A 22,022-nucleotide genomic window follows, 5' to 3' on the forward strand; every position below is an offset into this window, starting at 1 on the left:
TCGCACCGGCGTTAGAGAGCGGAAATGGAATTTTTCTCGTCTCCCGAATTCGCCAGCCAGGCCGCCGCTCTGGGCCAGGTCCTTCTGATGGATCTGGTCCTGGCGGGCGACAACGCCGTCGCCGTGGGCCTAGCCGCCGCCGCCCTGCCCCAGGAACAGCGCAAGAAGGCCATTCTGATCGGCCTGGCCGCCGCCGTCGTGATGCGGATCGGCTTTGCGCTGATCACGGTCCAGCTTCTGGCCCTGGTCGGCCTGCTGCTGGCCGGCGGTCTTCTGCTGCTGTGGGTCTGCTGGAAGATGTGGCGCGAACTGCAGGAGCAGCGCACCCACGACCAGGCCGAGGCCGAGAGAGAACTCGAACTGGCCATGAGCATCGAGCACGGCTCCGGCCCGTCGCCCGAAGAGCTGGGCCTGAAGCGCAAGTCCTTCGGCGCCGCCCTGCTGCAGATCATGATCGCCGACCTGACCATGTCGCTGGACAATGTGCTGGCCGTCGCCGGCGCCGCCCATGACCATCCGTGGATCATGGTCTTCGGCCTGATTATGTCGATCGCCCTGATGGGTCTGGCCGCCACCTTCATCGCCAAGCTGCTGCATCGCTATCGCTGGATCGGTTACGTCGGCCTGGTCGTAGTTCTGTATGTCGCCGTGCACATGATCTGGGACGGCGCCCGTCAGGTGGTGGTCCGCACCGGCCATATGGACGAGTTCAACGCCTCGGCCCCGGCCTTCATCGAGATCAGTCCCGAGGAAGCCGCCAAACACCTGGGCCAGAGGCGCACCGAAGACAGCCCGACCCCGGCGCCTGCCGAACCGACGGCCCCGGCTGCGGCGCCCGCGGCATGACGGTCGCAACGGTCACGGTCGATGAGGCCGCCGCTTGGCTGCAATCCGGCGAGGCGATCCTGATCGATGTGCGCGAGCCGGACGAGTTCGCCGCCGCGCGCATCGACGGCGCCATCCTGGCCCCGCTCAGCCAGATGCCCGCCGCCTGGGAGGCGCTGGACCTGCCGGCCGACAAGAAGATCGTCGTCCAGTGCTTGAAGGGCGGCCGCAGCCACCAGGTCTGCGCCTTCGTCGGCCCGACCGGCCCCGACGGCCAGCCTCTGTTCAACCTGACCGGCGGTATCCAGGCCTGGCACGCCGCCGGCCTGCCTGTGATCGTCGCGGAACAGGCCTGATCAGAGGCCCCTCAACCACCCCGTAACCGATATCCGGTCCGCCGCCGCCGACAGGGCGACTTGCGTCACCGAATGGGGCGTCGGCACCTTCAACAGGTTCAGGGTGTTGAAGCGCGGGGTGAAGGCCTCCGCCACATTGCCGTCGGCGCTGTGGAAGGCCAGCAGGCCGCCCCACTCGATCCGCCAGGCGGGCGTCAGGTTCAGCACATAGGCGAAGAAGCGGCTCTTGCCGTCCGCATGGTCGTCATGCTCGGTCAGGAAATGGCCCGCGCGATAGCGGGTCAGTTGCGCGTCGGCCAGGGCGATGCGCGGCTCGCCGGTCACGTCTCGCATCAGGTCCAGGAAGGCCTCGCCGTTCAGGAAGGCCAGCAGGTCGGACCACACCGGCGCCGCCTGCCCCGCCTCGACCAGATCGTAGATGGGATGGTTGTCGTACAGATACTGAAAGTCGGTCTGGGCCGAGACCTGCACCGCCTGCCCCAGGCCCTGCTTTTGATCCGGCGTCAGAGACGCCAGCCAGGCTCCGGGCAGATCGACATGCCCCGTCCCGCGCCGCGTCACGACATTGTAGTCGGCGGTCGTCGCCGCCTCATAAAGTCCCTGAGCGTCGTTCGGGGCCAGGACGCCGTCGATCTGCGCCCGGCCGGTGCGCGCCAACCGCTCACGAATCGCGGCGCGCCGTTCGTCGGTCAGGGGCGTGAGGGTCGGCGTCATCGCATATCCCCTACCCGCCCGATCAGGCGTCCGCGCCGCCGAAGCGTTCGGACCACTCCGCCACCTGGGCGTCCTCGATCTTGGCGAACAGCACGCCTTGCGCCGCCACAGGCTGACCGACGGTCAGGACGTTCAGTACATCCTCGTCCGCACCGGGCCAGCTCAGGTCGCTGACACCCACCGAAGCGGCGATCTTCTCGGCCGAGAACGGCAGGATCGGCGCCGCCAGACGGGCGAACAGGGCCACCAGGTTCAAGCCGGTGCGCACGCCCACAGCCGCGCGGTCGCGGTCGGTCTTCAGCGCTGTCCAGGGCGCGGCGACCTGCAGGTATTCGTTGCCCAGCACCCAGACGGCGCGCAGGGCCTGGGCCGCCTTCCTGAACTCCATGGCCTCGAACTGTTCGGTCGCCTCGGCGATCCCCGCCTTGATGTCGGCTTCCAGCTGAACCTCGACCGGCCCGGGCTCGCCGCCATCCGGCACGACGCCGTCGAACTTCGACTCAGCGAATTTGACGATCCGGTTGACGAAATTGCCCAGCACATCGGCCAGATCCTTGTTGGTCGAGGCCTGGAAATCCTCCCAGGTGAAGGCCGAATCCGCGTGCTCCGGCCCATAGGCCGTCAGGCGCCAGCGCCAGTAGTCGGCCGGCAGCAACTCCAGCGCCTGGTCCATGAAGACGCCGCGCTTCTGGCTGGTCGAGAATTTGCCGCCGTACCAGTTCAGCCAGTTGAAGGCCTTCAGCTGGTCCACCGTCTTCCAAGGCTCGCCCGAGCCGATGATGGTGGCCGGGAACGACACAGTATGGAAGGCGACATTGTCCTTGCCCATGAACTGGACGTAGCGAACGTCCTCGGCCCCCTCGTCCAGACGCCACCAGTCACGCCATGATCCACCCGTCGCCTCAGCCCATTCCTCGGTCGCGGCGATATATTCGATGGGGGCGTCGAACCAGACATAGAAGACCTTGTCCTCCATGCCCGGACGGGGGAAGCCGTCCTTCAACACCGGCACGCCCCAGGCCAGGTCGCGGGTGATGCCCCGGTCGATCAGCCCCTCGTCCAGATGCTTGTAGGCGATGGACTTGGCCAGCACCTGCCAGCCGCTCTTGCCGTCGACCCAGGCGCGGATCTGGGGCTCGATCTTGGTCTGCAACAGATAGAGGTGACGCGTGTCGCGAACCTCCAGGTTCTTGGACCCCGACACCGACGAATAGGGATCGATCAGATCGGTTGGGTCCAGCAGGCGTCCACAGTTGTCGCACTGGTCGCCGCGCGCGCCGACATGGCCGCAATGGGGACAGGTCCCCTCGACATAACGGTCGGGCAGGAAGCGCGCGTCATCGATCGAATAGATCATCCGATCCACCCGCTCCTCGATCAGGCCGTTCTTCTCCAGCGCCTCGGCGAAATGCTGGGTCAGGCGATGGTTCTGCGGGTTCGACGACCGGCCGAACCAGTCATAGCTCAGGCCGAAAGCCTGACCAGCGGCCTTCTGGATCTCGTGCTGTTCGTCGCAATAGGTGCGCACGTCCTGGCCGGCGGCGGCGGCGGCCAGCTCGGCCGGGGTGCCGTGCTCGTCGGTGGCGCAGATATAAAGCACCTCATGACCCTGGGCTCGCTTGAACCGCGCCCAGACGTCGGCCGGCAACATCGAGCCCGCCAGATTCCCCAGGTGCTTGATGCCGTTGATGTAGGGCAGCGCCGAGGTGATGAGGATGCGGGCCATGATCGTCCAGGAGTTCGGGGAAGCGCAGGGATATAGAGAGCGGAAGCGGCGACGTCACCTCTCCCTCCCCTTCATGGGGAGGGACGATCGCGCAGCGATCAGGGTGGGGCCCGAATGGGCTTGGGCGGAGTTCTAACTTCCCCACCCCGGCTGCGCTACGCTTCGCCGCCCCTCCCCATGAAGGGGAGGGAGAATTCTAAGGCAGCCGCCGCGCCACCCGGACGAACCGCCCGGTCAGCAGGACAGACGACGCCAGGCTGGCGATCACGATCGCCCAGACCAGACCGTCGACGCCCATCCGGTGCGCCAGCACCCAGCCCAGCGGCATCATCACCGCCCCATAGGCCACGAAATGCATGATCGTGGGCCACCAGACGTCGCCCGCCGCGCGGTTCGCCTGGGCCGCCACCACCTGGATTCCGTCCGCGACGAAGAACAGGGTCGCCAGCACCAGAGCCGGCGCGGCGATGGCCAGCAGGACCGGATCGCGATTGTAGGCGCCCACGATCAGATGCGCGCTGGGCCACACCAGCAGGGCGACGATGAAGGTCATTGCCGTCACGACGCTCAAGCCCACCAGACCGGCCCTCAACACCCCTCGCCCGTCGCCGGCGCCATAGCTGCGGCCCACCAGCACCGCCGTCGCCGACGACAGGCCCATGGGCAACATGAAGACGATGGCCGAGACGTTCAGCACCACGGCCCAGGCCGCCGTCTCCGCCGTTCCGATCTGGCCGGCGAAGAAGGTGAAGCCGGAAAAGGCCCCGACCTCGATGAAATAGGATGCGCCCGCGCCCAGGCCGACCTTGACCTGTTCTCGCGCCGCCTCGGGATCGCGCTCGGGCTTGTCGAAGATGCCCAGCGACCGCGCTTCGGGCAGGCGCAGGATATAGACCACCAGGAAGATCGCCAGCGCCGCCCGCGCCCCGAACGTCGCCCAGGCCGAGGCGAAGGCGCCGTCGAAGCCGATGCCCAACAGGTCCGGCACCAGCACGATATTGAGCGCCAGATTGACCCCGTTCGCCACCCACATGACGACCATGCCGGGCTTGGGCCGCCCCAGGGCCTCCAGGAAGAACTGCCCCGTCACGGAGATCAGATAGAAGGGCATGGACAGGGCGAAGACGACCAGGGCCGGTCCCGCCCCCTCGGCCAGACCGTCCTCCAACCCCATCTGACCCAGGCCCCAGGGACCGACGGCGATCAGGGCGATCATGGAAACCACGCCGATCTGCAGCGAATAGGTCAAGCCTCGGCGCAGCACCGAGCCGACGGCGTGCCGACGCCCCTCGCCCAGCATCCGCGCCGTCATCACCTGCACGCCCAGCATCAGCCCGACCGCCGTCGTCACCACGATCGACGTCGGCGCCCAGGCCAGGGAGTGGAAGGCCAACTCCTGGCTCGAAAACCGCCCGACCACGATGGCGTCGGTCAGGCCCATGGTCATGATTCCCAGGCGCGACAGGATCACCGGCCAGGCCAGGTTGAGCAGGTCGCGGAAGGCGGTACGGGTCTGGGGGCTGAGCGCGATCATCGGAGGCGGCACAGGCCACGCGGACCCGTCGCGGTCAACACCCAAAAACTCTATGGGTTCAGCCTACCAAGCGCCCAGTTCGCGCAGTTGCCGCACCAACTCCTCCGGCGCCTCGCCCGCATCCAGCTCTGTCAGATCGACCGGAGCATCCTTGGGCTCGAAATACCGCCAACCCTGGAACGGGCGTCGCGCCATCGGCGCCGTGCGGATGACCCTGGGCTCCAGCGTGATCTCGCAGCGACTCTGCTTGCCCTCGCCCAGGGTGGCGATGTCCAGCACGGGCTGGCGGCAGACGATGGTCCCCTTCACCACCCAATACAGCGACCCGCCGTCCTCGATCTCGGGCGCCCGTTTGGGCGTCATCCGGGTGTGGACCACCAACGGCCCGCCCCTGGCCGCGCGGGCCTCCAGCCATTCGACGTCGGGGACCCCGACGCCCAGTTTGATCATGTGAAGCGGCATGGCGCCCACGTAGTCGCCCTTAGGCGCATTGGCCAGATTCTTAATCTACAGGGCGCTAAGGATGATCGCACGCCGCCTGCCAGCGTCAGGCGCGACACAGGACCAGTATGTACGGATTGATTACCCACCTGACGGCCCATCCCGGTCGTCGCGACGAACTGGGCCTGTGCCTGCTCGACCCCAATGTGAAACGCCCCGGCTGCCACAGCTATGTCGTGGCCCACGACTTGGACGACGCCGACGCCGACGCCCTATGGGTCACCGAGGTCTGGATGAGCAAGGCCGCCCACGACGCCTGGTCCGCCGACATCCGCGAAAGCGGCGTCATGCGCTCAGCCCTGGCCCTGATCGCCACATGGGGCGACACCGTCTTCACCCGCCCCATCGGCGGCGTGGGGCTTTAGTCGGCCTTCACCACCGCCAGCACGGCCGCCTCGACCACCTGATCGCCCAGCATCGCCACGCTCTCGACCACCCCGTCGAACGGGGCCGTCAGAGCATGCTCCATCTTCATGGCCTCCAGCACGACGACCGGCTGGCCCTTGGTCACCGCGTCTCCGGCCTTGACCGGCGTGGCGACGATCTTGCCCGGCATGGGCGCGCGGAGGGAGCCGTCGGAAACGGCGCCGGCGCCTGACCCCACGGCCGCGCGATAGGGCGTCACGCGACGCGCCTCGCCATCCACGAACAGGACGAAGCCGTCATCGACGGCCTGATAGCCGAACAGCCGATCCCCGGCCTGGACCTGATCGAAGCCGACATGGGCCAGTTCGCCCAGCGGACCGAGCCAGCCCGTTTCGACCGGCGTCACAGCCGCAGACACGCCCTGTCCATCGACTTGGGCCCAGACCGTCGTCTGCGCCGGCGCATTGAGGCGCACGCCATAGGACAAGCCCAGTTGCCCGCCCCACGGGCTGAACCGATCCGAACGCACCTCGACGGCATCCGCCGCCGCTTCCGCGATCAAGGTCAGGGCCGCCAGCGTCGCTTCGTCGGACGGTTGCGGCTGCAACGCCGCCTCCTCAGCCGCGATGAAGCCCGTGTCCACATCCCCCGCCACGAAGCGCGGATGGTTCAGACAGCGTTTCAGGAAGCCGGCGTTTGCCTTGACCGGCCAGACCTCGACCTCGCCGGCCGCCTCGGCCAGCCGCGCCGCAGCTTCCTCGCGAGTGTCCTCGTGCACGATCAGCTTGGCGATCATCGGGTCGTAGAACTGGCTGACCTCGCCGCCCTGCTCCACGCCAGTATCGACCCGAATCCCGTCCGGCATGACGAAATGCTCCAGCCGACCGATCGAGGGCAGGAAGCCGTTCGCCGGATCCTCGGCATAGAGGCGCGCCTCCATGGCCCAGCCTTTCAGCTGGATCTGATCCTGCTTCAGCGGCAGGGGCTCGCCCGCCGCGACGCGGAACTGCCATTCGACCAGATCGACGCCGGTCACGCTCTCGGTCACAGGGTGTTCGACCTGCAGCCGGGTGTTCATTTCCATGAACCAGATGCCGTCGGCCTTCAGCCCGTCAGAGGCGTCGGCGATGAATTCGATGGTGCCGGCGCCGACATAGTTCACCGCCTTGGCCGCCTTGATCGCCGCGCCGGTCACGGCGGCGCGCACGGCCTCGCTCATGCCCGGCGCCGGCGCCTCTTCGATCACCTTCTGGTGGCGGCGTTGCAGCGAGCAATCGCGCTCATACAGGTGGACGACATCGCCGTGCCTGTCCCCGAACACCTGCACCTCGATATGGCGCGGCCGGGTGATGTAGCGTTCGATCAGCACCCGGTCGTCGCCAAAGGCCGCAGCGCCCTCGCGCTTGGCGCTGGCCAGACCCGCGGCGAAATCGGCCGGATCGTCGACCCGCTTCATCCCCTTGCCGCCCCCGCCCGCAACCGCCTTGATCAGCACCGGATAGCCGATCCGCGCGGCCTCGGCCGTCAGGGTCGCCTCCGACTGGTCCGCGCCCTGATAGCCCGGCGTCACCGGCACCCCGGCCTGGATCATCAGTTCCTTGGCCGCATCCTTCATACCCATGGCCCGAATCGAGGACGGGTCCGGCCCGATCCAGATCAGGCCCGCCGCCGCCACGGCCTCGGCGAAGTCGGCGTTCTCGCTCAGGAAGCCATAGCCGGGGTGGATCGCCTCCGCCCCGGTCGCCTTGGCCGCCGCCAGCACCTTGGCGCCGTCCAGATAGCTCTCTCGCGCCGCCGCCGGTCCGATCAACACCGCCTCGTCGGCCTCACGCACATGCAGGGCGTCGGCGTCAGCCTCGGAATAGACGGCGATGGTGCGTATTCCCATCCGCTTGGCGGTGCGGAAGACTCGGCAGGCGATTTCGCCGCGATTGGCGACAAGGACGGACTTGAACATGAAGCGTTCTTAGCCGGATCGTGCGCGCCTGCACAGGCGTTCTCCCTCCCCTTCATGGGGAGGGACGGCGAAGCGCAGCGTAGCCAGGGTGGGGCCGTCATGACCATTTCGCTCACGCCCCTTCGACCCCCACCCCGATCGCTCCGCGATCGCCCCTCCCCAAAATGGGGAGGGAGAGTATTCAACCGCTCCCGCAGCGGCTAAGCCAATCCCATGTCCCTGCGCCCCCTCTTCATCACCCAGGTCTATGAAGCCAGCCTCGCCGACGGCCGAGGCTGGCCCGAGTTCAACGAACAGCTGATCGACGTCATCCGCATGATGGCCGAGGAGGATGCGGCCGGCCGCCATTGGTGCAAGGCCAACGCCTATCGGGGCTACACCTCCTACGGCTCGCTGAACGACCTGCCCCAGCGGTTCCCCGAGTTCGCGGAGCTGAAGCGCCACCTGGATCGGCACGCCGTCGCCTACGCCAAGGCGCTGAACTTCGACCTGGCGAGGAAGCCGCGCCTGGACAATCTGTGGGTCAATATCCTCAAGCCCGGCGGCGGCCATACCGGCCATATCCACCCGCACGCCTTCCTGTCGGGCACCGTCTATATCGACATCCCGGACGGCGCCTCGTCGCTGAAGCTGGAAGACCCCCGCCTGCCCTTCATGATGGCTCGCCCCTCGGTGACCGAAGAGGCGTCGGAGGCCGAACGGCCGTTCGTCTATCTGAAGGCCCAGGCGGGCACGGTGTTGATGTGGGAAAGCTGGCTGCGGCACGAGGTGCCGACCAACCTGGCCAAGGCCGACCGGATTTCGATCAGCTTCAACTACGCCTGAACGGCCGCCGCTGACGACGACCGTTCAGATCTAGGCAATCAGATCGTCCAGCTGGCCTTGCGCTTTTCCAGGAAGGCCAGCACGCCCTCGCGGCCTTCGTCCGACACGCGGGCGCGCGCGATGCGTTTGGCGGTCTCGTCCAGCAGGCCCGAGTCGATCTTGTGGTGGGCGATGTCGTTGACCAGGCGCTTGGCCTCGCCCATCGCGCCCGGCGCATTGCCGGTCAGGCTGTCGGTGAGCATCGAGATGAACTCGTCCACCGAACCTTCGGGCAGGACCAGGTCGATCAGGCCGGCGTGGGCGGCGTAATCGGCGTCGAAGCTGTTTCCGGTCAGGAACAGCTGGCGGGCGCGGCGGGCCCCAATGGCCTCGACGACATAGGGGGCGATGGTCGCCGGGATCAGGCCCAGCTTGACCTCGGAGAAGGCGAAGCGCGCGCCCTCGACCGCCACGGCCATGTCGCAGGCGGCGACGATGCCGGCCCCGCCGCCCATGGCGTTACCCTCGACCACAGCCACCGTCAGGGCCGGAATATCGTGCAGCGCCTTGAGCATTTTCGCCAGGCCCATGGCGTCGTCGCGATTGTCGCTCTCGGACCAGCCGGCGGCGTCGCGCATCCAGTTCAGGTCGGCCCCGGCGCTGAAGGTGCCGCCCGCACCGCGAATGAAGACGGCGCGCACGCGGTCGGCGCCGTGCAGGGTCTCGAACGTCTCGTGCAGCGCGGCGATGGTCGCGGCGTCGAAGGCGTTCTTCTTCTCAGGCCGATTGATGGTGATGAAGACGATGCCGTCGGTGGTCGAATCGATCTGCACCAGATCGTCGTTCGCGTCAGGCGCGGCATCAGGGACCAGCGGCTGGGCGATGGAATTGATCTCGGCCGCCTCCGCATCGGTCACGTCCAGGGCGTCGATATCCGCCGGGGTGTTTTCATTCGCCATGGGGGTCTCCTTGGGGGCAGCGGCGGCTCACGTTCTCGGGGCCATCGCCATAATAGAAGCTGAGCGTCTGTCGGTCGTCGGAAAGGATGAGCGTGCGATAGAGCCGTTCGATCCCATCATAATCCTCGTAATCGACGACGAGGTGGATCGAGTTCGGGTCGATACGGGTCACTTCGACGACGCTGTCGCCCTCCTCGAAATAGGAGATTGAGGTCTCGTCGATCACGAAACGCTCGCCGCTTTCGCGGTTACCGCACGCTTCCGGCACACTGCTCCATTCCCCCTGATATTCGGTGGGAATGGTCTTCAGCGCGGTTTCGGCGATAGCAGGCGCCGCGAACGGGGCCGCCAGCATCAGGGCGGCGATGACGTAAACAGGCTTCATCATCACATCCGGAACAGGCCGAAGGTCGTCTCGGGGATCGGGGCGTTCAGGCTGGCGCTGATGGCCAGGCCCAGGACGTCGCGAGTCTGGGCCGGGTCGATGACGCCGTCGTCCCACAGGCGGGCGGTGGCGTAATAGGGATTGCCCTCGTCCTCGTACTTCTGACGGATCGGGGCCTTGAAGGCCTCGGCGTCGTCCGCGCTCCAGGTGTCGGCGTCGCGGTGGACGGTGGCCAGGACCGAAGCCGCCTGCTCTCCGCCCATGACGCCGATCCGGCTGTTGGGCCAGGTAAAGAGGAAGCGCGGGGAATAGGCGCGGCCGCACATGCCATAGTTCCCGGCGCCGAAGCTGCCGCCGATCAGGACGGTGAACTTGGGCACCTCGGCCGAGGCCACGGCCGTGACCAGCTTGGCCCCGTCCTTGGCGATGCCGCCCGCCTCGTATTTGCCGCCGACCATGAAGCCACTGATGTTCTGCAGGAACAGCAGCGGGATCTTGCGCTTGCAGGCCAGCTCGATGAAGTGCGCGCCCTTCTGGGCGCTCTCGGAGAAGATGACGCCGTTATTGGCCAGGATGGCGACCGGATAGCCCCAGATGCGGGCGAAGCCGCACACCAGGGTCGAGCCGTACAGGGTCTTGAACTCGTCGAACTCTGAGCCGTCCACCAGGCGGGCGATGACCTCGCGCACATCATAGGGGGCGCGAACGTCGTCGGGGATCAGGCCGTACAGTTCTTCGGCCGCGAAGGCCGGCGCGCGGGGCTCGCGCACATCCATGTCCACGGACTTGGTGGTGTTCAGATTGGCGACGATGGACCGCACGATCTCCAGCGCATGTTCGTCGTTCTCGGCGACATGATCGACCACGCCCGAGCGGCGGCCGTGGGTCTCGGCCCCGCCCAGTTCTTCGGCGGAGATGACCTCGCCGGTGGCGGCCTTCACTAGCGGCGGGCCGGCCAGGAAGATGGCGCCTTGGTTCCTGACGATGATCGTCTCGTCCGACATGGCCGGCACATAGGCGCCGCCGGCGGTGGACAGGCCCATGACGCAGGCGATCTGGGCGATGCCCTTGGCGCTCATCCGGGCCTGGTTGAAGAAGATGCGGCCGAAATGGTCGCGGTCGGGAAAAACCTCAGCCTGGTGTGGCAGATTGGCTCCGCCGGAATCGACCAGATAGACGCACGGCAGGCGGTTCTGTTCGGCGATCTCCTGGGCGCGCAGGTGCTTCTTCACCGTCATGGGGAAGTAGGCGCCGCCCTTCACCGTGGGGTCGTTGCAGACGATCATGACCTCGCGGCCCGACACCCGACCGATCCCGGCGATGACGCCCGCCGCCGGGGCTTCGCCGTCATACATGCCGTGAGCAGCCAGCTGACCGACCTCCAGGAAGGGCGATCCGGGATCCAGCAAGCGCTCGACCCGGTCGCGCGGCAACAGCTTGCCACGGGCCACATGGCGCTCGCGCGACTTGTCGGACCCACCGCGCGCGGCCTTGGCCACATGGTCGCGCAGTTCGGCGACCAGGGCGCTGTTGTGCGCGTGCAGGGACTTGTATCTGGGGCTTTGCGGATCGACCGCTGACGTCAGCTTCGGCATGGGGCTGGTTTAGGCGGGGTCGCGAGGCGTCACAAGCGCCTGCCGTCATCCTTGCCTCCCCGCCCCTTTTCCCCTATAGGCCCCGCCTTTCCAGGGCTTCGGTCCTGTCGCGGAGCACCAAAGGGTTGGACGTTCGGTCCGGCCGCCGCGCCAGGAGCCATCGTGGGGATCGACTTACCCGGTCGTTTCCACGCCGACGCCCACAAGGGAGAATACCGCATGGCTCTTTACGAGCACACGGTCATGTCGCGCCAGGATATCTCGGCGCAACAGGCCGAAGCGCTGAACGACACCATCAAGGGCTTGATCGAACAAGGCGGCGGTTCCGTCGCCAAGATCGAGTACTGGGGTCTGCGCAACCTGACGTACCGCGTGAAGAAGAACCGCAAGGCTCACTATTCGCTGCTCGCCGTCGATTGCCCCCCGGCCGCCATGGCCGAGGTCGAGCGTCAGCTGTCGATCAACGAAGACGTGCTGCGTTGGCTGACCGTCCGCGTCGAGGAACTCGACCTGGAACTGTCGCCTCTGCTGGCCCGCCGCGAGCGTGAACGCGAGCGCGAGCGCGAGCGCACCCCGCGTGAAGACGCCGCCGCCGACGCCGAATAAGGAACCCGGAACATGACCGATACAACCGCCCCGACCCCGGGCGCACCGGCGGGCTCCGGCGCCGCCGGCCGCCGCCCCTTCTATCGTCGCCGCAAAGTCTGCCCGTTCTCGGGCGCCAATGCGCCGAAGATCGACTACAAGGACGTGAAGCTGCTTCAGCGTTACGTTTCCGAACGCGGCAAGATCGTGCCTTCGCGCATCACCGCCGTTTCCCAGAAGAAGCAACGCGAACTGGCCAAGGCCATCAAGCGCGCTCGCTATCTGGCCCTCCTGCCTTACGTGGTGAAGTGAGATGAAGGTCGTTCTGCTTGAACGCGTCGAGAATCTCGGCGCCATCGGCGACGTCGTGTCCGTCAAGGACGGCTTCGCCCGTAACTTCCTTCTGCCGCGCGACAAGGCCCGTCGGGCCACCGCCGCGAACCTGAAGGCGTTCGAACTCGACCGCGTCGCCATCGAGCAACGCAACGACAAGAACAAGGCCGATGCACAGAAGGTCGCCGACAAGATCGACGGCCAGACGTACATCATGATCCGTCAGGCCGGTGAAACCGGTCACCTGTACGGTTCGGTCGCAGGCCGCGACGTCGCCGAGGCCATCCAGGCCGAAGGCGGCAAGGTCGAGCGTTCGCAAGTCGTCCTGAACACGGCGATCAAGAACCTGGGCGTCCACGAAGTGCCGGTCCGCCTGCACGCCGAGGTCCGAGCCACGGTCAAGATCAACATCGCCCGTTCGATGGACGAAGCCGAGCGTCAGGCCAAGGGCGAGGACGTGATCCGCAGCCAGTTCGACGATGAGCGCCAGGCCGCCGAGCAATCGGCCCAGGAACTGATCGAAGGCGGCGCCGGTCAACAAGAAGGCTTCGGCGACGAAGCCTGATCGACCCCGGCCTTCGGGTCGGATCGCCAAGACATCGAGGGCGCGTTCCGCAAGGGACGCGCCCTTTTTGCTGCGCGACGCCCGCCGCCCTGTCTATGACAAGTTTACAACAAGCAGCGATCGTTGTTCGTCTAGGATGCGACCTAGACAAAGACCTTGCTTGACGCCGGCGATTTGCGGTCACAGCCTCCAATCACGACCGATTTCGACCCGAACGGCGAAAGATTATTGCGCCCGACGACGAACAGGCCGAGGGGCGACGGCATGGCGGCCTGTCGAACGTCCGCGCACATGGCCGTCGTGCTTCGTCGGGGATCATCAATGCAAATCGGACACGGCCGTCGGGCCCTGCTGGCCTTCGCTTCCACCAGCGCGCTTTTCATGGCGTCGTCAGCCTTCGCCCAAACGACCCCGCCGCCCGTCGACACGACCGAAGTGGGCGAGATCATCGTCACCGGCACGCGCACCATAGGCCGCAGCCGCCTGGACAGTATCGCGCCCGTTGATGTGATCACCGGCGAGACCTTGACGCGCAGCGGCACGGGCACAGAGACGGCCACCGCCCTCGCCGCCACCGCTCCATCGATCAACTTTCCTCGCCCCTCGATCTCCGACGGCTCGGATCACGTTCGCCCCGCGACCCTGCGCGGCCTCGCGCCCGATCAGACCCTTGTCCTGATCAATGGTCAGCGCGGCCATGTCAGCGCTCTGGTCAACGTCAACGGCAATCTGGGACGTGGCTCGACCGCTTTCGATCTGAACACCATCCCGTCCGTGACCTTGGGTTCGGTCGAGGTGCTGCGAGACGGCGCGTCCGCTCAATACGGATCGGACGCCATTGCCGGCGTCATCAACCTCCGCCTGCGCGAAGCTCGCGAAGGCGGCGGCCTGACATTCAACTATGGGCGATACGACACCAGCTTCGACACCGCGCGCGGCTCTCAGGACCGCAAGGACGGCACACAGAAGTCGGTTGCGGGCTGGGTGGGTCTGCCGCTTGGCGACGACGGTTTCCTGACCGTGTCGGGCGAGTTGCAAAGTCGTGATCGCACGAACCGCGCCGATTTCGCTGATCCTCGCGCCGTATCCAACGGCGCGGCCGATCAGGTGATCGGCCACTATGGCGATCCCGAAGTGGACGCTCAGTCGATTTGGTTCAACGCCGGCAAACCGCTGGGCGGCGGCTGGGAAGCCTATGGCTTCGCAGGGATCCAGCACAAGGAAACCGTATCAGCGGCGACCGCGCGTGCTTTCAACAACCCTAACAACGTCCTCGCCGTCTATCCGAACGGCTTCATCCCGAAGATCGGCACAGATATCGTCGACTACAATCTATACGGCGGCGTGAAAGGCTCGGCGGCAGGCATCGACTGGGATATATCGACCAGCTACGGGCGGAACACCATCGACTACCGCGTATTCGACAGCATCAACGCCTCGTATGGAAACCAGGGCGGCATGACCCAGAAAGAGTTTGCTGCGGGCGGGCTGGAATACGATCAGTTCACTCTCGGCGTCGATGGGGTGAAGCCGATTTCGCTGGGTCTTTACGAGCCCGTCAACCTCGCCTTCGGTGTGGAATACCGCACTGAAAGCTTTGGCCAATCCGCAGGCGAGCCCAAGTCCTACGACAAGCTGGCCGGCAGCACTCAGGGCGGCGGCGCACAAGGCTTTCCCGGCTTCTCGCCTGCCAATGTCATCGACGTCGATCGCAACAATTGGAGCGCCTACGTCGATCTGGAAGGCAAGTTGACCGAGGCCCTCTCGGTCGGGCTGGCCGGGCGCTACGAGGATTACTCCGACTTTGGCGATCAGCTGACCGGCAAATTGTCGGCGCGCTATGACTTTTCGCACAGTTTCGCTGTGCGCGGGGCCGTCTCGACCGGCTTCCACGCTCCGGCCTTGCAACAGCAGTATTTCAGCTACGTTGCGACCAACCTGGTCACCACCGGAAATCCGCCGGTGACCAACCTGATCCAGTCCGGCACCTTCCGAGTCGACGATCCAGTGTCGCTGGCGCTCGGTTCCAAACCCCTGGAGCCGGAAACCTCCACCAACTACTCGCTGGGCGCCATATTCCGTTCGGGCGGGTTTGAGCTGACGGTCGACGCCTATCAGATCGAGATCAAGGACCGCATCATCCTCTCCGAGAACCTCGGCCCGTCACGACCCAGCCAGTCCGCACAGACCACCAATGCCGTCCTGGCCATCATTCAGCCGTTGGGCGTCTCGTCCGCTCGGTTCTGGACCAACGGTCTGGACACGACGACCAAGGGCATCGACGTGGTCGGTCGTTATCGAGTGCCGACCGACACCATCGGCCGCTTCGACTTCACTGTGGCGGGAAATTACAACGAGACGACAGTGGACAAGGTGCCGGGCATTCCGACCGGACTGGCCATTCCGGTGTCGCCGAACTTCCTCTTCGACACGGCAAACATTCTGTCTTTCGAGAAGGGAACTCCCAAATACAAGGTCGTCGGCAGCGCCGATTGGACATTGGGCGGGTTCGGCGTCACAGCGAAGGCGACGTACTATGACTCCGTCCTGGTGCCGAACAACACGACATCCAATAATTACCAGACAGGATCGGGCACTCTGTTCGATCTGGAAGGGCGCTATGCCTTCCCAGGCGGCGTAGGTCTGGCGGTCGGCGTCAACAATCTGACTGACGAATATCCGAACTACACCCCGGCGGCTCTCAACGCGCTGACGGGATCGGTCGGTTTCCCGCAATACTCGCCCTACGGCTTCAACGGCCGGTTCTTCTATGGTCGTCTGAGCTACAGCTTCTAAGCCGACCGACACATCCAAGGAACGGGGCGCTCGTCGGAGCGCCCCGTTTTGCGTTGCGATAGATTTTCTACTGGCTTGCCGCAGAAAACATGGACTTCTGCGCTGATTGACCCGCCGCACCTTCGCCCTGATATGGCCATGACCGCCGGGATCTCCCCGACCGTGCGGTTGGAGACGGCGATGACGACTTTCACACATTTCTCGGCGACGCCGCCCGCCCGTGGGCGATGTTGCGGCTGAGGCCGAACGACATCTAACCGCCAGACCGACTTCAAAGCCCGCCGCCATAAGCGGCGGCGATGCGCGCTCGCGCCAAAAACAAGCCTTAGGAAATCTCTCAATGCGCAATACCCTGCAACGGGCCGCCGCCCCGGCCCTGTTCGCGACCGTCTCGACGCTCGCCCTGCTGACCGCCGCTCCCGTGTTCGCCCAGACCGCTGAGCCGACCGCCGATGAGGCGGCCCAGGTGGACGACATCGTGGTCACCGGCACGCGGGTCCAGAACCGCTCTCGTCTCGACACCCTGGCCCCCGTGGACGTGGTGACGGCGCAGGCGCTGCAAACACGCGGCACCACCGAGTTCGCCACCGCCCTGGCCCAGGCCGTGCCGTCGCTGACCTTCCAGCGCCCGTCGGCCAACGACGGGACGGACTCGATCCGCCCGATCACCCTGCGTGGCCTGTCGCCGGATCAGACGCTGGTGCTGGTCAACGGCACGCGTCGCCACGCCTCGGCCCTGGTCAACGTCAACGGCGTCGTGGGTCGCGGCTCGGCCGCCGTCGATCTGAACACCATCCCGACCGGCGCCCTGGACCGGGTCGAGGTGCTGCGCGACGGCGCCTCGGCCCAGTACGGCTCCGACGCCATCGCCGGCGTGGTGAACCTGCGCCTGAAGGAAGCCTCCAGCGGCGGCGGCGCCAGCGTGACCTACGGCCAGTATTTCACCACGGTGAAGACCGCGCGCGGCGAACGCGACGAACAGGACGGCGGCACGGTGACGGCCTCAGCCTGGCAAGGTTTCTCTCTTGGCGACGACGGCTTCCTGACCCTGTCGGCCGAATATCTGAACCGCGAATCGACCAACCGCTCGGACTATGACCCCCGCGCAGCCGCGAACGGCGGCATCACCGCCCGCTTCGGCGACCCGGATGTGGAGCAATGGACGGTCTTCGCCAACGCCGGCAAGGGCCTGGGCAACGGCTGGGAGGCTTATGGCTGGGCCGGCTATCAGGATCGCGACAGCGAAGGCGCCGCCTTCCCTCGCCTGTCCGACAACGCAAACAATGTCGCCGTCATCTATCCGAGCGGCTTCCTGCCCAAGGTGGCCATCAACTCGAAAGACGCTTCGCTGGCCGGCGGCCTGCGCGGCGAACTGGCGGGTTGGAACACGGACGTCAGCCTGACCTACGGCCGCAACGCGCTGGACTTCCGCACCGAGGATTCGCTGAACGCGACCTATGGCGCCGCTTCGCCGACCAGCTTCGATTCCGGCAGCCTGATCTATGACCAGCTGGTGCTGGGCGCCGACTTCAGCCGCGCGTTCGAGGTCGGCCTGTCGGGCGGCCCGCTGAACTTCGCCTGGGGCCTGGAGCAGCGTTGGGAAGGCTACCAGATCGAAGCCGGTCAGCCCGAAAGCTATAACCGCGGCCCGCTGGGCGCCAACACGGCCCTGACCGGGGGCGCGCAAGGCTTCGTCGGCTTCCAGCCCTCGAACGTGGTCGATGTCGATCGCGACAACTTCGCCGCATATGCCGACGTGGAAATCCCCCTAACCGACAAGCTGCGCGTCGAAGGCGCCGTTCGGTTCGAAGACTATTCCGATTTCGGCGACACCCAGACGGGCAAGCTGTCGGCCCGCTATGACTTCACGCCCAGCTTCGCCCTGCGGGGATCGGTCTCGACCGGCTTCCGCGCCCCATCGCTGCAGCAATCCTTCTTCACCTCGACCGCTTCGGTGATCCAGAACGGCACCGTGGTCGAAACCGGCACCTTCCCCGCCACCAGCGCCGTCGCGGCGGCCCTGGGCGCCCGTCCACTGAAGGCCGAGACCTCGACCAACTATTCGCTGGGAGCCGTCATCCGCCTGGGCCGATTCGACCTGACGGTGGACGCCTACAAGATCGACATCGAGGACCAGATCGTGCTGTCGGAGCTGATCAACCGCTCCTTCTCGCCTCAGGTCGCCAGCCTGCTGGACCCGCAAGGCATCCAGGCGGCGCGTTTCTTCCTTAACGGGGTCTCGACCTCGACGGAGGGTGTGGACATCGTCGGGCGCTATCGTCTGCCGACGGATACGCTCGGCGACTTCGACTTCACCGTGGCGGCCAACTTCAACGATGTGTCGGTCAACAGCCTGCCGACCTCGTCGTCGGTGCTGAACCCGGTCCCGACCCTGTTCGCCCGCCAGCGCATCCTGACCATTGAAGACGGCACGCCGGCTGCCAAGGTCTCGGCGGCGGCGGACTGGAGCCGGGACAAGTGGGGCGCCACCGTGCGCGCCACCTACTATGGCGACGTGCTCCAGGCGGGATCGACGCCGGCCAACGACTACAGTACGGGTGCCAAGACCGTGGTCGATCTGGAAGGCCGTTTCCAGCTGACAGAACGCGTCGGCGTGGCGATCGGCGTGGACAATGTGTTCGACGAATACCCGGATTTCGTGCCGGGAACGCTGAACTCCAACGGCGTGCTGGGCTTCCCCTACTATTCGCCCTTCGGGTTCAATGGGCGTTACGGCTATGCGCGCGTCAGCCTGAAATGGTGAGGTCGAGCTGACGAGCTATGAGGCAAGGGCGCTCTGCGGAGCGCCCTTTTCCTTGATGGGATTACGAAAGCTTCAGCTTAACCCCTCCACCGCGCCGCAGTTGCGACACATATCAGCGTTCAACCTTGGCCTTGCCAGAGGGGGTTCTGGAGGGGACTAACATGAAGACCATGACCATCGCGGCAGGCATCCTGGCGCTGTCGCTCATCGCCGGCGCAGCCCAGGCCATGACGGTGCAGGAGTTTCTGACCACCGCCAACGCCATCCCTCAGAACCCGACGGCCCTGCTGCGCTCGGACACGCGCCGGCTGATGGCCGAGTTCCGTGGCGCCGCCCGCACGGTTCGCACAGAACAGGTCGCCGCCACGACGGCCGGACGGCCGGCCGCGACCTGCATGCCGGAAAAGGTCGGCTTCTCGCCGGACCAGATTCTGACCCGCTTCAACACCATCCCCGCCGCGCGTCGCAACATCAGCGTGACCCAGGCGATGCGTGAATGGATGGCGGCGGAGTATCCCTGCCGATAAGGCCAGACGGATCGACGATCCTTCGCAGGACAGACGAAATCCGATTGAGGAATTCCGGTTCGTCCCCAGCCCCAACGATCTGTCCACGGCGCAGGCGGCGTCCCCGTCTGACGCAGTCGTGTGAGACGGCTAAAGCGTTAATCGATGAACGCCTTCGCCCCCATGCCCTTCTCGTCCTCGCCCATGGAAAACGGCGGCGTCAGTTCGATGCCGCACAATCTGGAAGCCGAGCAGGCGCTGCTGGGCTCGCTGATGTTCGACAACGCCGTGTTCGAGCGGCTGAACGACCGGCTGCGCGGGGTGCATTTCTACGAACCCTTCCATCAGCGCCTGTTCGATGCGGTCGAGGATCATATCCGCCAGGGCATGCTGGCCGAGCCCACCATCCTGATGGAGCGGTTCAAGCAGGATCCGGCCTTTCAGGAGTTCGGCGGCCTGCGCTACCTCGCCGATCTGGTGGACCGCGCGCCCCCTGCCGCCAACGCGCCCGACTATGCCCGCGTCGTCTATGACCTGGCCCTGCGCCGCGACCTGATCCGCATCGGCGGCGAGATCATCAAGGAGGCGCCGAACCCCGAGACGCCCGCCGACGAACAGATCGAACAGGCCGAGCAGACCCTGTATTCGCTTGCCGAGACGGGCAAGCCGTCGTCCGGTTTCGTCAGCTTTTCCCACGCCTTGTCGGGTGCCGTTCAGATGGCGGCCGAAGCCTATCAGCGCGAGGGCAAGCTGGCCGGCCTGGCCACGGGCCTGAACGATCTGGACCGTAAACTGGGCGGCCTGCACCCCTCCGACCTTCTGATCCTCGCCGGCCGTCCGTCGATGGGCAAGACCGCCCTGGCCACCAACATGGCCTTCAACGTGGCCCGCGCCTATCAGTGGGAACCGACGCCGGAGGGCCGCAAGACGGTCAACGGCGGCGTGGTCGCCTTCTATTCGCTGGAAATGAGCGCCGAACAGCTAGCCATGCGTATCCTGGCCGATGCGTCCGGCGTGTCGTCGGACAAGCTGCGCAAGGGCGAGATCGACGCCACCGACTTCGGCAAGCTGCGCGACGCAGCGGTCGAGATCGGCGAGAGCCCCCTCTACATCGACGACACCGGCGGCCTGTCCATGTCCAAGCTGGCCGCGCGGGCGCGCCGCCTGAAGCGGACGGAACACGGGCTGGACCTGATCATCGTCGACTATCTGCAACTGATTACGACCGGCAACACAGGCGGGCAAAAGAACCGGGTGCAGGAAGTGTCCGAGATCACCGGCGGGCTGAAGGCCCTGGCCAAGGAGCTGTCGGTGCCGATCATCGCCCTGTCGCAGCTGTCGCGTCAGGTCGAGCAACGCGAGGATAAACGCCCCCAACTGTCCGACCTGCGCGAATCCGGCTCGATCGAGCAGGACGCCGACTGCGTGATGTTTGTCTATCGCGAGAGCTACTACCTGGGCCGCGCCGAACCGCGGGAAGGCACCGAAGAACATCTGCAATGGCAGCAGGACATGGACCGCCTGCAAGGCCAGGCCGAAGTGGTCATCGGCAAGCAACGCCACGGCCCCATCGGCATCGTCAAATTGGCCTTCGACGCCGACACCGTCCGCTTCGGCAACCTGGCGCACGGCTATGAAGAGGTCAGCTACGAATAGGCGGCTGTTCCATCGGCCGGAACTTGGCGCATAAGAGCACAATGACTGTCTCTGTCCCCGCCCCCGCGGTCCTCTCCGTCGACCTCAGCGCCCTGGCGCGGAACTACCACACGCTGGGTGCCATCAGCGGCCAGCCGGTGCATCCGGTGGTCAAGGCGGACGGCTATGGGCTGGGGGCGCAGGCGGTGGCGACGCGGCTGATGGCCGAGGGGGCGCGGACCTTCTTCGTTGCGCGGGCGGCGGAGGGGGTTCGGCTGCGCGCGGCCTTGGGCGCCGATGGTCCCGTCATCTATGTGCTCGACGGCTGCCATGGCGACGACGCCGAGAGACTGAAGACGGCGGACCTGCGGCCGGTGCTGAACCATCCGGCGCAGATGCAGGCCTGGGCGGCGGCGGGCGGCGGGACGTGCGGCCTGCAGATCGACACCGGCATGAACCGGCTGGGCGTCCGGCCAGAGGATGCGCCCGAGGCCTTCGACGGCCTGGCCCTGGTCCTGACCCACCTGGCCTGCGCCGACGAACCGGCCAATCCCATGAACCGGCGCCAGCGCGACGCCTTTGCGGGCGTGGTGGATCGCTATCCGGGCGTGATCCGGTCCTTCGCCAACTCCAGCGGTTGTTTCTTGGGCCCCGATTTCGCCTTCGACGCCGTGCGGCCGGGCATCTGCCTGTATGGCGGCGGACCGGAGGGTCGCCCCGATCCCCGGATCGCGCCCGTGGCTGCGCTCACGGCCCAGGTGCTTCAGGTGCGTGACGTGTCGGCGGGCGAGAGCGTCGGATATTCACGCGGCTTCATCGCCGAGCGCCCGATGCGGGTCGCCACGGTGGCGGCGGGCTATGCGGACGGACTGCTGCGATCCTATTCGCCCCAGGGCGCGGTCTGGATCGTGGGCGAGACCCGACCGTTGCTGGGCCGGGTCTCGATGGACGTCTGTGCGGTAGATATCACTGGACTAGACGTCGCGGTCGGCGATCCGGTCGAGCTGTTCGGCCCGAACCGCTTCATCGACGACGCGGCGGCGGCTGCGGGGACCATCAGCTACGAGCTGCTGACCTCGATCACCACGCGCGTGCCCCGTCGCTACGTGGATTAGA

Annotated in this window: 20 protein-coding genes; 12 read left to right on the forward strand and 8 right to left on the reverse strand. The window is 66.3% G+C overall.

Annotated elements, in window-relative coordinates; translation table 11 throughout:
* The first annotated feature begins 24 nt into the window (after nucleotides 1-24).
* Both EGY25_RS00235 and EGY25_RS00240 read left to right on the forward strand, forming a co-directional pair.
* Nucleotides 25-846 carry a YjbE family putative metal transport protein gene (locus tag EGY25_RS00235; protein WP_135193058.1) on the forward strand — a complete coding sequence of 274 codons (822 nt, stop codon included), beginning with the start codon at nucleotides 25-27 and terminating at the stop codon, nucleotides 844-846.
* Entirely contained in the window at nucleotides 843-1,181 is a 339-nt protein-coding gene (locus tag EGY25_RS00240; protein ID WP_135193059.1) for a rhodanese-like domain-containing protein, read from the forward strand. The genes EGY25_RS00235 and EGY25_RS00240 overlap by 4 nt, the downstream gene beginning before the upstream one ends.
* Here EGY25_RS00240 and EGY25_RS00245 read toward each other — a convergent pair whose 3' ends face one another.
* The 4 genes from EGY25_RS00245 to EGY25_RS00260 all read right to left on the reverse strand — a co-directional run bounded on the left by EGY25_RS00245 (nucleotide 1,182) and on the right by EGY25_RS00260 (nucleotide 5,617).
* Entirely contained in the window at nucleotides 1,182-1,895 is a 714-nt protein-coding gene (locus EGY25_RS00245; RefSeq protein ID WP_135193060.1) for a 2OG-Fe(II) oxygenase, read from the reverse strand.
* Between the two features lie 22 nt (nucleotides 1,896-1,917).
* Complete coding sequence (metG, locus tag EGY25_RS00250; RefSeq protein WP_135193061.1) at nucleotides 1,918-3,621, reverse strand: methionine--tRNA ligase; 1,704 nt, start codon at nucleotides 3,619-3,621, stop codon at nucleotides 1,918-1,920.
* A gap of 196 nt (nucleotides 3,622-3,817) precedes the next feature.
* A complete protein-coding gene (locus tag EGY25_RS00255; RefSeq protein WP_135193062.1) occupies nucleotides 3,818-5,155 on the reverse strand; it encodes an MATE family efflux transporter in 1,338 nt (445 codons plus the stop codon).
* Nucleotides 5,156-5,218: 63 nt separating this feature from the next.
* Nucleotides 5,219-5,617, reverse strand: a complete 399-nt coding sequence (locus EGY25_RS00260) for a DUF1489 family protein (protein WP_209307913.1) — start codon at nucleotides 5,615-5,617, stop codon at nucleotides 5,219-5,221.
* A 107-nt stretch (nucleotides 5,618-5,724) separates the two neighbouring features.
* On the opposite strand from EGY25_RS00260, the gene EGY25_RS00265 reads away from it, so the two are divergent.
* Complete coding sequence (locus EGY25_RS00265; RefSeq protein ID WP_135193064.1) at nucleotides 5,725-6,021, forward strand: putative quinol monooxygenase; 297 nt, start codon at nucleotides 5,725-5,727, stop codon at nucleotides 6,019-6,021.
* On the opposite strand, the gene EGY25_RS00270 is transcribed toward EGY25_RS00265, so the two are convergent.
* Nucleotides 6,018-7,979 (reverse strand): acetyl/propionyl/methylcrotonyl-CoA carboxylase subunit alpha, encoded by a 1,962-nt coding sequence (locus EGY25_RS00270; protein ID WP_135193065.1) that lies wholly within the window; start codon nucleotides 7,977-7,979, stop codon nucleotides 6,018-6,020. The genes EGY25_RS00265 and EGY25_RS00270 overlap by 4 nt on opposite strands.
* Nucleotides 7,980-8,192: 213 nt before the next feature.
* Here EGY25_RS00270 and EGY25_RS00275 point away from each other — a divergent pair, with 213 nt between their 5' ends.
* The gene (locus EGY25_RS00275; RefSeq protein WP_135193066.1) at nucleotides 8,193-8,804 is read left to right on the forward strand and encodes a TIGR02466 family protein; all 612 of its coding nucleotides are present in this window, start codon (nucleotides 8,193-8,195) and stop codon (nucleotides 8,802-8,804) included.
* Nucleotides 8,805-8,842: 38 nt separating this feature from the next.
* Here EGY25_RS00275 and EGY25_RS00280 read toward each other — a convergent pair whose 3' ends face one another.
* The 3 genes from EGY25_RS00280 to EGY25_RS00290 are packed head-to-tail and all read right to left on the reverse strand — an operon-like array spanning nucleotide 8,843 to nucleotide 11,722.
* Entirely contained in the window at nucleotides 8,843-9,742 is a 900-nt protein-coding gene (locus tag EGY25_RS00280; RefSeq protein WP_135193067.1) for an enoyl-CoA hydratase-related protein, read from the reverse strand.
* Nucleotides 9,732-10,130 carry a hypothetical protein gene (locus tag EGY25_RS00285; protein WP_135193068.1) on the reverse strand — a complete coding sequence of 133 codons (399 nt, stop codon included), beginning with the start codon at nucleotides 10,128-10,130 and terminating at the stop codon, nucleotides 9,732-9,734. Before EGY25_RS00285 ends, EGY25_RS00280 begins: the two co-directional genes overlap by 11 nt.
* Nucleotides 10,130-11,722 (reverse strand): carboxyl transferase domain-containing protein, encoded by a 1,593-nt coding sequence (locus EGY25_RS00290; protein WP_135193069.1) that lies wholly within the window; start codon nucleotides 11,720-11,722, stop codon nucleotides 10,130-10,132. The genes EGY25_RS00285 and EGY25_RS00290 overlap by 1 nt, the downstream gene beginning before the upstream one ends.
* Before the next feature lie 219 nt (nucleotides 11,723-11,941).
* Here EGY25_RS00290 and rpsF point away from each other — a divergent pair, with 219 nt between their 5' ends.
* The 8 genes from rpsF to alr all read left to right on the forward strand — a co-directional run bounded on the left by rpsF (nucleotide 11,942) and on the right by alr (nucleotide 22,021).
* A complete protein-coding gene (gene rpsF, locus EGY25_RS00295) occupies nucleotides 11,942-12,328 on the forward strand; it encodes a 30S ribosomal protein S6 (protein ID WP_135193337.1) in 387 nt (128 codons plus the stop codon).
* A gap of 12 nt (nucleotides 12,329-12,340) precedes the next feature.
* A complete protein-coding gene (rpsR, locus tag EGY25_RS00300) occupies nucleotides 12,341-12,619 on the forward strand; it encodes a 30S ribosomal protein S18 (RefSeq protein WP_008259463.1) in 279 nt (92 codons plus the stop codon).
* 1 nt (nucleotide 12,620) lies between these two features.
* Nucleotides 12,621-13,205, forward strand: a complete 585-nt coding sequence (gene rplI / locus EGY25_RS00305; RefSeq protein ID WP_135193070.1) for a 50S ribosomal protein L9 — start codon at nucleotides 12,621-12,623, stop codon at nucleotides 13,203-13,205.
* Between the two features lie 321 nt (nucleotides 13,206-13,526).
* Nucleotides 13,527-16,001 carry a TonB-dependent receptor plug domain-containing protein gene (locus EGY25_RS00310; protein ID WP_135193071.1) on the forward strand — a complete coding sequence of 825 codons (2,475 nt, stop codon included), beginning with the start codon at nucleotides 13,527-13,529 and terminating at the stop codon, nucleotides 15,999-16,001.
* 340 nt (nucleotides 16,002-16,341) lie between these two features.
* Nucleotides 16,342-18,765: a TonB-dependent receptor plug domain-containing protein gene (locus EGY25_RS00315; RefSeq protein ID WP_135193072.1), complete on the forward strand. Its 2,424-nt coding sequence runs from the start codon at nucleotides 16,342-16,344 to the stop codon at nucleotides 18,763-18,765.
* 161 nt (nucleotides 18,766-18,926) lie between these two features.
* Nucleotides 18,927-19,292 carry a hypothetical protein gene (locus EGY25_RS00320; RefSeq protein ID WP_135193073.1) on the forward strand — a complete coding sequence of 122 codons (366 nt, stop codon included), beginning with the start codon at nucleotides 18,927-18,929 and terminating at the stop codon, nucleotides 19,290-19,292.
* Between the two features lie 144 nt (nucleotides 19,293-19,436).
* A complete protein-coding gene (locus EGY25_RS00325; protein WP_135193074.1) occupies nucleotides 19,437-20,927 on the forward strand; it encodes a replicative DNA helicase in 1,491 nt (496 codons plus the stop codon).
* A gap of 41 nt (nucleotides 20,928-20,968) precedes the next feature.
* Nucleotides 20,969-22,021: an alanine racemase gene (gene alr, locus EGY25_RS00330; protein WP_135193075.1), complete on the forward strand. Its 1,053-nt coding sequence runs from the start codon at nucleotides 20,969-20,971 to the stop codon at nucleotides 22,019-22,021.
* Nucleotide 22,022 lies beyond the last annotated feature (1 nt).

This window comes from Brevundimonas intermedia (assembly GCF_004614235.1).
In the GTDB taxonomy this organism is placed as follows: Bacteria; Pseudomonadota; Alphaproteobacteria; order Caulobacterales; family Caulobacteraceae; genus Brevundimonas; species Brevundimonas intermedia_A.

Bases quoted from the DNA above. Each gene is read 5' to 3' on its own strand.
- EGY25_RS00235 (WP_135193058.1), top strand. From the start codon at position 25: ATGGAATTTTTCTCGTCTCCCGAATTCGCCAGCCAGGCCGCCGCTCTG.
- EGY25_RS00240 (WP_135193059.1), top strand. From the start codon at position 843: ATGACGGTCGCAACGGTCACGGTCGATGAGGCCGCCGCTTGGCTGCAA.
- EGY25_RS00245 (WP_135193060.1), bottom strand. From the start codon at position 1,895: ATGACGCCGACCCTCACGCCCCTGACCGACGAACGGCGCGCCGCGATT.
- metG (WP_135193061.1), bottom strand. From the start codon at position 3,621: ATGGCCCGCATCCTCATCACCTCGGCGCTGCCCTACATCAACGGCATC.
- EGY25_RS00255 (WP_135193062.1), bottom strand. From the start codon at position 5,155: ATGATCGCGCTCAGCCCCCAGACCCGTACCGCCTTCCGCGACCTGCTC.
- EGY25_RS00260 (WP_209307913.1), bottom strand. From the start codon at position 5,617: ATGCCGCTTCACATGATCAAACTGGGCGTCGGGGTCCCCGACGTCGAA.
- EGY25_RS00265 (WP_135193064.1), top strand. From the start codon at position 5,725: ATGTACGGATTGATTACCCACCTGACGGCCCATCCCGGTCGTCGCGAC.
- EGY25_RS00270 (WP_135193065.1), bottom strand. From the start codon at position 7,979: ATGTTCAAGTCCGTCCTTGTCGCCAATCGCGGCGAAATCGCCTGCCGA.
- EGY25_RS00275 (WP_135193066.1), top strand. From the start codon at position 8,193: ATGTCCCTGCGCCCCCTCTTCATCACCCAGGTCTATGAAGCCAGCCTC.
- EGY25_RS00280 (WP_135193067.1), bottom strand. From the start codon at position 9,742: ATGGCGAATGAAAACACCCCGGCGGATATCGACGCCCTGGACGTGACC.
- EGY25_RS00285 (WP_135193068.1), bottom strand. From the start codon at position 10,130: ATGATGAAGCCTGTTTACGTCATCGCCGCCCTGATGCTGGCGGCCCCG.
- EGY25_RS00290 (WP_135193069.1), bottom strand. From the start codon at position 11,722: ATGCCGAAGCTGACGTCAGCGGTCGATCCGCAAAGCCCCAGATACAAG.
- rpsF (WP_135193337.1), top strand. From the start codon at position 11,942: ATGGCTCTTTACGAGCACACGGTCATGTCGCGCCAGGATATCTCGGCG.
- rpsR (WP_008259463.1), top strand. From the start codon at position 12,341: ATGACCGATACAACCGCCCCGACCCCGGGCGCACCGGCGGGCTCCGGC.
- rplI (WP_135193070.1), top strand. From the start codon at position 12,621: ATGAAGGTCGTTCTGCTTGAACGCGTCGAGAATCTCGGCGCCATCGGC.
- EGY25_RS00310 (WP_135193071.1), top strand. From the start codon at position 13,527: ATGCAAATCGGACACGGCCGTCGGGCCCTGCTGGCCTTCGCTTCCACC.
- EGY25_RS00315 (WP_135193072.1), top strand. From the start codon at position 16,342: ATGCGCAATACCCTGCAACGGGCCGCCGCCCCGGCCCTGTTCGCGACC.
- EGY25_RS00320 (WP_135193073.1), top strand. From the start codon at position 18,927: ATGAAGACCATGACCATCGCGGCAGGCATCCTGGCGCTGTCGCTCATC.
- EGY25_RS00325 (WP_135193074.1), top strand. From the start codon at position 19,437: ATGAACGCCTTCGCCCCCATGCCCTTCTCGTCCTCGCCCATGGAAAAC.
- alr (WP_135193075.1), top strand. From the start codon at position 20,969: ATGACTGTCTCTGTCCCCGCCCCCGCGGTCCTCTCCGTCGACCTCAGC.